The sequence below is a fragment of the Candidatus Amarolinea dominans genome (genome assembly GCA_016719785.1).
Taxonomy (GTDB): Bacteria; Chloroflexota; Anaerolineae; order SSC4; family Amarolineaceae; genus Amarolinea; species Amarolinea dominans.
In genome coordinates this window covers 129898-141477 of the sequence record JADJYJ010000011.1, presented here as the reverse complement: position 1 = coordinate 141477, position 11580 = coordinate 129898, and the positions used below count along the sequence as shown (strand labels likewise).

Below are 11580 nucleotides of genomic sequence, written 5' to 3'. Positions count from 1 at the left end.
CAGAGGACCGGCAGACAAAGCCACATGGCGCTGTATGTCGGGTCCGGGTGGATGACGGAAACAGTGACCAGGTCGGTTGCGTGCAATTATTATAGCATGGTCGGGGATAAACTAAAAGCCGCCACTCAGAGGGTTGGGGACTTCAATGGCGGGCCGCTCTCCTCCTGTTGGAATTCGATGATGGCCACCCGCATGAAGTACATGGCGACCAGGCACAGGGCGCAGAGTGCGGAAAAGACAAACGCCGATGCGTTGGTCACCGGATGGCGGAAGTGGCTGGCGGTGTCGAACAGCAGACCGGCCGGATTGGCCAGCACATCCCAACTGTTCCAAGCTGCCGTCGTGACTGCGCTCAGCCGGCCAATGCCGCGGCGATGTCCGCGGCCCATGCACTGATCGCGGCCCAATCCCGGAAGTCGCCAACCGGCGCCTTGATGCCTTTGACGAGCAGTTTCTCGGCCAGGTTGAGTTTTTTCATGTCAATGGCGCCGTGGAAAAAGGCGACCGCGCGCGGCTTGATGCTGTCGGCCACAGGCTGCAACGCGTCTGGGAAGCGCCAACCCTTCATCAACACCAGTGGATCGCCCACGCCGGTCGGTCCACTGGAGAAAAGCCAAACCGGGAGCGCGGCCAACGCCAGCGCATGTGTCTCCAAAAATGTCGCCGCCTCCCGGCGCCACGCGCCGGCATAGACCGCGCTGCCCAGTACCACGGCGCTGTACGGCGCCAAATCACCGACCCGCGCCATGGGCGCCACGTCGGTCGAGAGGTCCGCGTCGCCTAACACTGCGCCGATCTTCTCGGCAATCCCCTGGGTTGCGCCATACTTGCTGGCGTACGCCACCAGAACTCTGTTCTTCATCAAACTCTCCCGAATTCCCCCGAATTCTCCCTTGTGTCTTTCGTTCAGCCGCAAACATGATGCGAGTCTCTCTACGCCACGAACAGGGCGCCGCTTGCGGGCCGAGATGACCAGGTGTTTTTGTCATCAAGAACAACCAGGCTCGTAACTCGTGACCTACGGGTTGAAATGATCGGGGTGCTCGGCGAGGAAGGCGCGCAGATGTTGCTCGGCGCGTAGGAGGGCACTAGAAATGGCGCGGTAGGTTGCATCATAGCTTGAGGCCACGTCGCTCAAACTTTCGTCCAACAGGCGACAGTGAACAAACGCATTGCGCTGCCACGCTGAGGTGATACAAGTCAGCGCCTCGATCAGCGCCTCATCGAACAGCAGCGAGGAGTGGTCATGACTGGCCGCGCGCAGCCGATCGCGCGCGCGAATTTCGTGCGACGTCTCATCATAACTTTCCTGCAACATGTCCAGGTCATATGACACCGCCGTATCCAGTGCCGCATGTTGCCGCATCACGTCAATCGTCAGGTGCTGCGTCACATTCGTCAGCCACGCCACAAAATTCACATCCCACGGATAGCGCGGCAGGATCAGGAGCAGCTTCAAGCACATGGTTTGGGTGATATCTTCGCTGTCCAAACGCGCCCGTTGTCGGCTCATACGGTAACGCGTCAGGTAGCGCAGGGTCAGCGTATGCACCTCTCGGCACAGGGCGTGCCAGGTCTCAGGGTTGTTGTCCACCAGCGCACATACCTGGTCATGGTGTGCTTCCACCATGTCGGCCATCACCGCAACGCTCACCATACAGATTGCGCATGGCCAACAACTGCAGCAATTCAGCGCCCTCGTCCACCGTCCAACAACGCCACGGGGTGCGTTGATCGGCACGGGCTTTCTCGACCAACTGAAAACAGTGTGCGTGCAGTTCACTGGCGGAAGGAATCGGTGTTGTCATGCGCAAGCCCTCCTGTTCGGGTCACGGGATCATAAGAGCATCAGTTCATTGATTGTGCGCGAAATTGGAATTGAGCAGGCTGACGACACACCATCATCCGAGAAATTATGGGCGTCCAGATAAGATGGGGTGAAGTTCTAACCTGTGGATGCTGTTATTATAGTCTATCCGGCGCAGATTAGGCAAATCTGGCAAATGGGTGAAACGTTGGTGCAGAGAGTCGGGGTAAAAGCTAGACATGTGGCCACGCTCCTTTATCACTCACATGAGTTATCACTCACATGAGTGAAGTAGACCAAAACCTGTCTGCCACTGTCAAGTCAGTTACCGAGAAAGCGATGAATCCTATCGCGAGTTCTGTGCGCTGGCCCAGGCGCGACCGGTGAGGGCCGACACCACCAGCGCAGCCCCGACCAGGGCGAGCTGCCCCGGCGCTTCGCCGATGACCAGGAAGACCCACAGCGCGGTGTATTGCAGGAAGATGGCGTTGGCGGCCGTGGTCAGCTTGGTGGCGGTGATGAACATGAGCTGCGTGCCGACGTAACTCAGCGCGCCCACCACTTGCCAGCGGGTGAAGTGGGTCACATGGACGTCGCGCCGACGCAGAGAAAGCCAGATCACGATGCCGGCCACGATGCTGCGCCCGCCCAGGATAGCCAGCGGCTCCCAAGTCAGCAGCTTGATGAGCAGGCCGCTGGTACTCCAAAGCGCCCGGAGTGCCCCCCGCCCCCCAATCCTGGGGGAGCCGAATGCTTTTCCCCCCAGGATTGGGGGGCAGGGGGGCCGCCTGAGCAGTTACGAATTCTCACACAGGGACGCCAAGCCACAAAGGAATATGCCAATGGCTTGGTGCAGGTGCGCTGCCGCCGCGCCTGATCGGGAAAAGGCGCGATTTCAATCGCTCGCCAGCGGCGGCGCTACGGGCTGGCGAACCCCGTCAGGTTCCATGCCGATGTCGTTGTGTCGGTCGTGCCATCACCGACCTCCGTGAAGCTGTCGCTGCCCTGCAGCCGGCCGTGCGGCGCAGAGGTCGGCCAGGGACGCGGAGCGGTATCGCGAATGTCTGTCACCAGCCAGGGGATGTGCGTCCAGGTCGTGAAGACCGAGCAGCGCTCCGGCGCCGGGATCAGCCCGCCCGCCTCGAACTGCCGCTGCATCGTCTCGCCGCTCAAATCCTCGGTGATGAACAAACCGCCAAGACCGGCGCTCAGAGCGCCGCCGCCCGTTTGCGTACAACTGGTCGTGTGTCCCGTCTGAAAATCGAGCGCGGTGAACGTGGTGAGCCAGGTGGCGTTGCCGGCGGTCGGTTGAAATTCCAGCCCCACCTGGTCGCCGGCCAGGATGCGTCGCGTCAGGGTGAATGTCGGCGTGGCGTCGCCCCGCAGCGTGTAGTCAACCTGCCCCTGTGCATTGACCGATTGGCCCACCATTTGCCAACTGCTGGTTCCGCGCCAGCCGGCGCAGGGTAGATCGCTGCTCACCACGCGCAAATCGCCGTTGGGCGCGATCCTGTCGGTGCGCCGCTGCCAGTTGCTGTTGCTGATGATCAAGAGCACGCGCTCCACGCGCTCCGCAGGGATGTCCTGGCAGAACAGGCTCCATTTGCGCTGCGACCAGTCCTCCGGCCCTTGCCAGCCCTGCCCATCGCGGTAGAGCAGCGCCTGCACGCGCATGTGAGGCATGTTGTTGAAGGTGTTGGCAAACGCCCACATGCGCACATCGTCAGCGATCGCAATCTCCTCATAAAAGATGCCAAGATCGGGCAGGGCGAGCGGATCGCCCGCGGGCTGGGCATTGAGATAGTGGACCCAGTAAGGGTCGTCGAGCAGCGCCACGCGTGCATCGGCCATGCGCCAGTCCACCAGCCAGCGTTTCTGGAAATTGTCCCACGCCTCGTAGCGGTTGTTGGGAGGCAGGTTCAGATTGAGCAGGGCAAATTCAGGCCAGCGCTGCTCCCACCCGCCTGTGATGCGATCGTTGATGACCTGGTACAGGTCGCCGTTGGCCGCGTTTTCGGTGGCAGCCAGGATCTGCGCGATCAGTTCAGGGTGATAGCTGCCGGTGTAATGGCTCAGGTAGAAGGGCCATAGATAGGCGCCGTACTCGCGGATGCCGGTGGTGTCATCCAGCCAAAGCAAGGCCGATTCCAGGTATGACTTGGCATACCGTTGTTCTGACTGCGCGTCGGGCTGACCGTCCATGGTCTCGAAATAGTCAATCGCCCAGTTGGCCGTTGATTCCATCCACCATGAATCGTAACAGCCGGCCGCCGGGTTGTAGGCGTACTGAAGCATGTGCATGAACTCGTGCGCGACGGTGTTGGTTTCGGACGAGCCTTGTTTGAGCACCTGCATGTAGGTGGGCGCCGCTTTGCAGCCCTTGCCAGGATAGGTGCTCACCATCGCCAGGGCGCTTTCGCGGCCGGGCAGGGGGTCGTAGACCATGTAGACATCCAAACGGTCATCGCTGGGGTTGCAGCCCAGGCCCGCGTCGCTCAACGGCACACGCAGCAGATCGGTCAGGATCGGGTAGATGCGCGTCTCCAGGTTGGTGCTGATCGCCAGGGCGCGCTGCCAAAAGCTGTTATCGTTGGGCGGAAACCACACCACGAAATGGTCGGTTTCCAGGGGAATGAGCAGGTTCTGCGCAACCTCGTTGCAGCGATCGCTGATATGATCGGCTGGTTGCGCGGTCGCCGTCGTTGCCGACGCGCCGTGGACGCGCTGGTCATACCAACTGCCGGCGTACACCGGTGGAATCAGGAAAGGGACCACGGTTTGGCGCGTTGCCGGCGTCAGAGTTTCGAAGCGCTGCGTCGCCTCGGCCACCGCGTTGGAGTCCAGCACGTCGCGGTCGTCCCCGCGCAGCCGCGGCGGCAGGCGCGCGTCGCCAAAGACAGCGAACACCTTGTAGATCAGGGCGGTTTCTGCGTTGATCTCCCCTCGCTCACGCGCCCGCTCGATCAGATCGGCGGTCGGCGGCAGGCGCTGGCGGCTGATCATCGGCAAGAACACGGTGGAGGGGCTGGAGACAGGCGCGCCAGGCCACGCGCTGGCGTCGCCGGTGTGCGCAGAGGCCGCTGCCGGCCAGAGCAGCAGCCCGAAGCCGATCGCCCACGCGACCCAGGCCAGGCGGAAACGAGGCGCAAAATGGGTGTGACTCATGTGAATTTGTCCTTCGATCTAAAACGTATGCGGCGTCAACGCTCTTTCGAGCTTTGCAGCCCTCGGAAGCCGCACGCCTTGAAGTATACGAAGGGGTCGTTTAGAGATCGTAAAATAGGTGCGTCGAAGCGCTCACGCCTCCTCCTGCCTGAACTCGATGATGCTGACGAGCATGAAGTACATGGCGGCCAGGCAGAGGGCGAAGAGGGCGGAGAAGACGAAGGCGGAAGCGTTGGCGACCGGATGGCGGAAATGGCCGGCGATGTCGAGCAGCAGGCCGCTGGGGTTGGTGATCACATCCCAACTGTTCCAGCGCGGGAAGCGCCCCAGGTAGACGCCAAAGCCGGTCAGGCCGAGTACGGCGAAGGTGAAGAGCCAACTGACCCAGGCGCCGGCCGCGCGGCGCACCAGCGATTGCATCAGGTAGAGCGAGATCAGGCCCAGGAAGGCGCCGGTCCAGGCAAAGGTGATGAGCAGGATCAGGTCATACCAGAGCGGAATGTTGCCCTGCGGTCGCAGGTGCAGCATGTCGGTGAGGATGTAGGGCGCGTTGGGGAAGAAGAGCAGCCAGAAGATCAGGCAGGGTAAGACGAGCAGCCAACTGCGCCAGCGGCCGCGCGTGGCCAGGTTGTAGGCGATCAGCGCGCTGAGCATGGGCAGCCAGGCCAGGAACAGGTTCCAGACCAGGTGGAAATGAACGGTGCTGCGTGCGTAGACGGCGCGCACGCCTAACTGCAGCAGGCAGACGGCCGTGGCAAAAAGCAGCGATGCCGCCACCGCGACCTGACGCCGGGGATGGGTACGCAGACGTGTGATAAGAGCCATGAATGATATCCTTTCGAACTGGTAGACCGCGCAACCCTGAGGCTCACAACGAACGAGTAGCGCGGCCATTGGATTTCAGCCGATGACGCCGCCGCTCGTATTCAGGTTCCAATCACGGGGTAAGGGACCGAAGATGGGGATTTCAGACAGCCTCTCTGGGTTCACCAGACGCCCGGCAGCAGCCGGTAACGCACTTGGCCGGCATATTCCCGGTAGCCTGCCAGTTCAGCCTGCAGGGTGCGGTCTTCCAGCGCGGTGCGAACGACCAGGACAGCCATGACGAACAGGGTGGGGAGGAATGCCCAGGCTGAATCGAGGAAGAACGGGGTTGCCAGGTAGGCCACGAGCGCGCCGGCGTAACCGGGATGGCGCAGCCAGCGGTAGGGGCCGCTCGACACGACGTGGTGGCCGCGCTCGGTCTGGATGCGCACCGTGCCGGAGAAGAAGCGGTTTGCGATCAAGGCGTAGGAGCCTAAGGCATAGCCGGCCAGGATGAGGGCCAGCGCCAGGAGCTTCAGCGGGCCGCTGAACGCGGGCGACCAGCCCCAAAGCCGGTCCAGCCCGGCAACCAGCAGAACAAGCGCGCCGCCCAGTCCGAGCAGCGGCGCCAGGCGCTTGTCCCAGGGCTTGGTGTCTTCCTGCTGCATGAAACGGGCGCGCTCGGCGAGCAGATCGGGATGACGCCGCGCCGCCAGCGCCCGGCTGATGGCAAAACCCAGGATGCTGATGGCGGCATAGGCCCAGGCTTCCCACCAATCCCAGCGCCAGGAGACCAGCAAGGGCAGGAAGGGGATGACCACGATGAAGAAGAGCATTAGGACAATGACACGCGGGGTGAACGTTCGCTGTGGGCGGTTCATGGCCCTCTCCTACGCAGCCTGGGGATGATGAACGGCACCCGATCTCGATAGGCCAGGTACTCGTCGCCGAAGCGGGCGATCATCTCCTGCTCTTCTGCGCGCCTGATGTAGGTGAGAAGTGCTGCGGCGCCCAGGATGATCACCAGTGCGGCGCCCGGCGATCCGAGGATGACGCCGATGCCCAGGTAGGCCACGATTGTGCCCAGGGTCATGGGGTTGCGGCAGAAGGAATACGGCGGCCGGACGATCAGCTTTTGGGTCGCCATGACGGGAATGGGGGTGCCCCGTCCCAGGGTGAATTGCACGTAGATCGTCCAGACGGCAAGCGCCAAGCCGGCCAGGACCATCAGCCCGCCGAGGACGACGTTGGCCGGCGGGTAGATCAGCGCCGGCCAGCCCAGCGCGCGATCCAGCCAGCCGCCCAGGCGGTAGATGAGCAGGGGCAGAATGATGAGAAAGAACGGGGCTGCAGCCGCCAGCGCGGCCAGCCGCTGACCGGGGGTGTACTCATGTTTTGCTCGTTTCAAGATCCGGTCTCGCATAGATTGCCTCCATGCTCTCACTCCAAGCCAGGCGCGAGCCGATTGCAGACGCGCCTGGCGCACTCTAAGAAACCTGATTTCATGTTATCACAAAAACAGGCCTCACACAAGGCCGCGAAGATGCGAGGACGCGAGGATGCGAAAAAGGCGGTTGGCGTCACGAATTGCGGGCGCTGACCCAGGCGCGGCCGGTGAGGGCCAACACCACCAGCGCAGCCCCGGCCAGGGCGAGCTGCCCCGGCGCTTCGCCGATGACCAGGAAGACCCACAGCGGGTTGAGGACCGGCTCCAGGGTCAGGATCAGACTGGCCTCCAGCGCGCGCACATGCCGGATCGCGGCCGAGTAGAGGATCAAGGGCAGGCCCATCTGGACAGCGCCCAGGAAGACGATCATCCCCAGGTTCAACGGCGAGAAGGTGGCCTGCAGCAGGGCGGGCAGCCCGATCACCGCGCCGATGAGACAGCCCAGGAGAAAAGTCGCGGCCGGCGTCCCGCGCGTTTCGCCCCGCGTGACCAGGGTGGTGACGGCCAGGAGCACGCCGCTGAGGATAGCCAGCACATTGCCGTGCAGGCCCTGCAATGTCAGGTCATCGCCCAGGAAGAGCAGCAGCCCGCTGAAGATCACAGCCATGGCGATCCAGTCGCCGCGGCGGGGACGCTCCTTGAGCAGCCACCATCCCAACAGCAGGACATAGATCGGCGCAGTGTATTGCAGGAAGATGGCGTTGGCCGCCGTCGTCAGCTTGGTGGCGGTGATGAACATGAGCTGCGTGCCGACGTAACTCAGCGCGCCCACTACTTGCCAGCGGGTGAAGCGGGTCACATGGACGTCGCGCCGACGCAGAGAAAACCAGATCACGATGCCGGCCACGATGCTGCGCCCGCCCAGGATAGCCAGCGGCTCCCAGGTCAGCAGCTTGATGAGCAGGCCGCTGGTGCTCCACAGCGCAGCGGTGAGAAAAAGGAAAAGAACAGCGCGCGACCGTGCATGGGTTTCCATCATGCCACGGAGTATAGCACCAGCGCGGCGCGGAACAAAGTCTGGCGCGCCTTTTGGTCTGTATCCCTCGTTCGCTGCTCTGGGTAAAGTCAGGTGGTGTTTGGGAGCGCTCAATCGAAGTGCGGGTCTTGCTTGACTGTTTCAGATCAACGCGCCAGCTTCGCCAGCGCGGCCAGATCTGCGGCGTTACTCAGCAAGATGGCATTGTTGGCGGCAAAGGTCAGGGCGTCGGGTGTGAAGCCAGCCTGCGAGACGCACCAGGCACGCGCGTTCAGGCCGGCGGCGGCCGCCAGGAGCTGCTCCAACTCACTGCGGCCGACTCGCTTCTGCCGCCACTTGACCTCAACCGCCCACCGTTCGCTGTTCTCGGCAAGTGCATCTATCTCGGTCTGACCGTCTGGTGAGCGATATGGCTCGATGCGCGTGAAGGCCGGCAATCGAGTCTTCAGCCATGTTGATCGCTCCGTTTGATCACTTCCCACGATCTTGACGCCCACCGAAGCCGTCCGCCACGCCTGGTAGCCGAAGGTGGAGCCGAGCCAGACACAAAGCGGCGGCAATCCTGAGGCGTCTCGGTCCCACAACAGGCTATTTGGCGGATCGGGCGACCAGTAGAGATGCCCCCCGCCGCATCGTCCGTTTGGCGCTACCGCATTACTCCGAAATCAAGTAGAATAACAATCAAGCATTTCGCTTCGTCAGTCAGAAAGGAGATTTCCGATGGCGAAAGATCCCGTGTGCGGTGGGTCATTGAGGATAGGGAGGGTATGGTAATGTTGAAGCAGAACACAGACTATGCATTGCGTGCCAGGCTCGCTGAACCGTATGAGGCAGCGGTCGAAAAGGTCACAGCAGCTTTGAAAGAGGCAGGCGGCCCCCCTGCCCCCCAATCCTGGGGGAGCCGAATGCTTTCCCCCCCAAAATTGGGGGGCAGGGGGGCCGCCTGAGCAGTTACTGCAAAAGAGGAAAAAGAAGGCATGATCCATCAACAGAACCTGGCCCAGGCGGACGGGGCTTTGTGGCTCGCCGGTGACATCGGCGGCGCCAAAACTACCCTGGCGCTCTACTCAGCGGAGGCTGGACCGCACGCACCCGTTGCGAAGGCGACGTTTCCCAGCGCGGACTACGTTTCGTTAGAGGCCATCGTCGCCGCGTTCCTGCAGGGCAAGGACGTAGCGATCCGCCGCGCCAGCTTCGGGATCGCCGGGCCGGTCGTCGCCGGCCGCGTCCAGGCTACGAACCTGCCGTGGGTGATCGAGGAGCAGGCCTTCAGCGCATGGCTGGGCGCGCCGGCGCGCCTGCTCAACGACCTGGCTGCCATCGCCCACGCCGTGCCCAACCTGCGCGCTGAGGATCTGGAAACGCTCAACGAGGGCAGGCCGGCGTCCCAGGCGCCGTTGGGCGTTATCGCCCCCGGCACCGGCCTGGGGGAGGCGTTCCTGCTGTGGACTGGCAACGCCTACCGCCCCTTCGCCTCGGAAGGCGGCCATGCCGACTTTGCGCCCAACACACCGCTGGGCGCCGAACTCCTGGCGTATCTGCGACCCCGCCCCGGTCACGTCAGTTACGAGCAGGTGTGTTCGGGCCGCGGGCTGCCTACCCTGTACGGTTTTCTGCGCGACAGCGGCCGTTACGAAGAGCCGAACTGGCTGGCCGCCGAGCTGGCCAGCGCGCCGGATCCGACCCGGGTGATTGTCCGTGCGGGCGTCGAGGGGCAGGCCGCAATCTGCGGCGCGACCTTGGAGCTCTTCCGGGACATCCTGGCAGCCGAGGCTGGCAATCTGGCCTTGCGGGTGCTGGCGACCGGCGGCATCTGCCTGGGCGGCGGATTGCCGCCGCGCCTGCTGCGCTTCTTGAAGACAGCGGCCTTTAATCGGGCGTTCACCGACAAAGGGCATTTCGCCGACTTTCTCAAGCAGGTGCCGGTGCATGTGATCCGCAATCCCGAGGCGGCCTTATTCGGCGCCGCGTGCCATGGGCTAGAGCTGGAGGGCTATCATGCTTGAGCCGATCATCAGGATTTTCGAGGACAACTCCGCGCTCATCCGGGACGTCGCCGCGCAGTTCGTGCGGGCGGTTAGTCAGGCGGTCAACACCCGCGGCTGCTTCACCGTGGCGTTGGCGGGTGGCGGCACGCCACAGGCGTTGTACGAGTTGCTGGCGCGGCCGCCGTACCGGGAAAAATTGCCGTGGCCGCAGATGCGCTTCTTCTGGGGTGACGAGCGCTGCGTGCCGCCGGATCACCCGCAAAGCAACTACGGCCAGGCGCGGCGAGCCTTGCTCGATCAGGTTCCGGCGCCGGCAGAAAACATCCATCGCGTGCGCGGCGAATGGGAACCAAGCGCGGCCGCGGAAGATTACGTCCGCCAACTGCGTGAGTCCGCCAACCCGGGCGAGGCCTGGCCCCGCTTCGATTGGGTCTTCCTGGGGCTGGGCGCCGACGGCCATACAGCATCGCTCTTTCCCGGCTCGCCCTTGCCCACGGCATCAGACGCGCCCGCCCTTGCCGTGACGGCCGATTACGAGGACGACCTGCGCAACGGGTGACGCTGACGCCGCAGGTCTTGAACGCGGCGCGCGTCGTGGCCTTCCTGGTCACAGGTAGGAATAAGGCCGATGCAGTTGCCGCGACGCTGACCGGCCCACGCGACCCGCGCCGCTGGCCCGCCCAACGCATCAACCCAGGAGTGGGGGAACTGCTGTGGTGGCTCGATCAGGCCGCGGCTGCTGCACTCCCGGCCAACCCGCGCAAGGCCTGGGATGGCATAGGCGGCTTCAATAGCCTGCTCATGATGGCAGATTCCAATGATCTCTTACCCCAGATTCAGACGAATTTCGCTCAAGAAGCGCACGGCCTGAGATGGCAAAGGGAATCCGGGCCTTCCGGCGTGATTTCGGCGACCGCGCCGCGCGTGGCTTTGTCATCTACCCCGGCCCATCCACGCTGCCCCTGGGGGATGGCGTCCTCGCCTTGCCACTCGCAGCGCTCTAGCGTGTTCTGCTGTGGGCCGGTCGAATGGCAGCAGTTCCAAATGTAGCACACATTCAACCGCAAAGAACGCAGAGAACACAAAGAAACGGCAGATCAGACGCAAATCGGCAACTTCTCTGCGTTCTTTGTGATCTCTGTGGTAAAAAACCAGGCTACATTTGGAACTGCTGGTCGAATGGCCTGCAGTGCTGTTTTGGGGTAAAATGACTGCCAACTGGTATTTTGTGCCATCTCGCCTACCGAATCGAGCTACGCAATGTCCAACGACCTGACTTTCTTCACCAATGAACCGGGCGCCAGCCTGCTGGATCGGTTCAAGAGCACACTAGCCCGTCCAGTACTCGATGTGCTGGTGGGCCACTTCCACTGTGTTTCCTGCCACTAGAAGT

At 63.0% G+C, this 11580-nt stretch carries 12 protein-coding genes and 1 pseudogene; 2 read left to right on the top strand and 11 right to left on the bottom strand.

Annotation, left to right across the window (positions count from 1 at the left end):
- Window positions 1-125 precede the first annotated feature (125 nt).
- The 11 genes from IPM84_14745 to IPM84_14695 form a co-directional block, all read right to left on the bottom strand.
- Window positions 126-389: a hypothetical protein gene (locus IPM84_14745; protein MBK9093997.1), complete on the bottom strand. Its 264-nt coding sequence runs from the start codon at window positions 387-389 to the stop codon at window positions 126-128.
- On the bottom strand, window positions 353-862 hold the full coding sequence (locus tag IPM84_14740) for a flavodoxin domain-containing protein (GenBank protein ID MBK9093996.1): 510 nt from the start codon (window positions 860-862) through the stop codon (window positions 353-355). Before IPM84_14740 ends, IPM84_14745 begins: the two co-directional genes overlap by 37 nt.
- Window positions 863-1018: 156 nt before the next feature.
- The gene (locus IPM84_14735; protein MBK9093995.1) at window positions 1019-1657 is read right to left on the bottom strand and encodes a sigma-70 family RNA polymerase sigma factor; all 639 of its coding nucleotides are present in this window, start codon (window positions 1655-1657) and stop codon (window positions 1019-1021) included.
- Window positions 1611-1808 (bottom strand): hypothetical protein, encoded by a 198-nt coding sequence (locus IPM84_14730; GenBank protein MBK9093994.1) that lies wholly within the window; start codon window positions 1806-1808, stop codon window positions 1611-1613. Before IPM84_14730 ends, IPM84_14735 begins: the two co-directional genes overlap by 47 nt.
- 345 nt (window positions 1809-2153) lie before the next feature.
- Window positions 2154-2441 (bottom strand): hypothetical protein, encoded by a 288-nt coding sequence (locus IPM84_14725; GenBank protein MBK9093993.1) that lies wholly within the window; start codon window positions 2439-2441, stop codon window positions 2154-2156.
- 284 nt (window positions 2442-2725) lie between these two features.
- Window positions 2726-4972, bottom strand: coding sequence for a hypothetical protein (locus tag IPM84_14720; GenBank protein MBK9093992.1), 2247 nt, complete (start codon window positions 4970-4972; stop codon window positions 2726-2728).
- A 132-nt stretch (window positions 4973-5104) separates the two neighbouring features.
- Window positions 5105-5797 (bottom strand): DUF1361 domain-containing protein, encoded by a 693-nt coding sequence (locus IPM84_14715; protein MBK9093991.1) that lies wholly within the window; start codon window positions 5795-5797, stop codon window positions 5105-5107.
- A 161-nt stretch (window positions 5798-5958) separates the two neighbouring features.
- Entirely contained in the window at window positions 5959-6657 is a 699-nt protein-coding gene (locus IPM84_14710) for an isoprenylcysteine carboxylmethyltransferase family protein (protein MBK9093990.1), read from the bottom strand.
- The gene (locus IPM84_14705; GenBank protein ID MBK9093989.1) at window positions 6654-7184 is read right to left on the bottom strand and encodes an isoprenylcysteine carboxylmethyltransferase family protein; all 531 of its coding nucleotides are present in this window, start codon (window positions 7182-7184) and stop codon (window positions 6654-6656) included. Before IPM84_14705 ends, IPM84_14710 begins: the two co-directional genes overlap by 4 nt.
- 172 nt (window positions 7185-7356) lie before the next feature.
- A complete protein-coding gene (locus tag IPM84_14700) occupies window positions 7357-8202 on the bottom strand; it encodes an EamA family transporter (GenBank protein MBK9093988.1) in 846 nt (281 codons plus the stop codon).
- Between the two features lie 143 nt (window positions 8203-8345).
- On the bottom strand, window positions 8346-8759 hold the full coding sequence (locus IPM84_14695; GenBank protein ID MBK9093987.1) for a restriction endonuclease: 414 nt from the start codon (window positions 8757-8759) through the stop codon (window positions 8346-8348).
- A 456-nt stretch (window positions 8760-9215) separates the two neighbouring features.
- On the opposite strand from IPM84_14695, the gene glk reads away from it, so the two are divergent.
- Both glk and pgl read left to right on the top strand, forming a co-directional pair.
- Complete coding sequence (glk, locus tag IPM84_14690; GenBank protein ID MBK9093986.1) at window positions 9216-10205, top strand: glucokinase; 990 nt, start codon at window positions 9216-9218, stop codon at window positions 10203-10205.
- Window positions 10198-11237, top strand: a pseudogene (gene pgl, locus IPM84_14685) (6-phosphogluconolactonase). Before glk ends, pgl begins: the two are co-directional and overlap by 8 nt.
- Window positions 11238-11580 lie beyond the last annotated feature (343 nt).

Bases quoted from the DNA above. Each gene is read 5' to 3' on its own strand.
- IPM84_14745 (MBK9093997.1), bottom strand. From the start codon at position 389: ATGGGCCGCGGACATCGCCGCGGCATTGGCCGGCTGAGCGCAGTCACG.
- IPM84_14740 (MBK9093996.1), bottom strand. From the start codon at position 862: ATGAAGAACAGAGTTCTGGTGGCGTACGCCAGCAAGTATGGCGCAACC.
- IPM84_14735 (MBK9093995.1), bottom strand. From the start codon at position 1,657: ATGGTGAGCGTTGCGGTGATGGCCGACATGGTGGAAGCACACCATGAC.
- IPM84_14730 (MBK9093994.1), bottom strand. From the start codon at position 1,808: ATGACAACACCGATTCCTTCCGCCAGTGAACTGCACGCACACTGTTTT.
- IPM84_14720 (MBK9093992.1), bottom strand. From the start codon at position 4,972: ATGAGTCACACCCATTTTGCGCCTCGTTTCCGCCTGGCCTGGGTCGCG.
- IPM84_14715 (MBK9093991.1), bottom strand. From the start codon at position 5,797: ATGGCTCTTATCACACGTCTGCGTACCCATCCCCGGCGTCAGGTCGCG.
- IPM84_14710 (MBK9093990.1), bottom strand. From the start codon at position 6,657: ATGAACCGCCCACAGCGAACGTTCACCCCGCGTGTCATTGTCCTAATG.
- IPM84_14700 (MBK9093988.1), bottom strand. From the start codon at position 8,202: ATGATGGAAACCCATGCACGGTCGCGCGCTGTTCTTTTCCTTTTTCTC.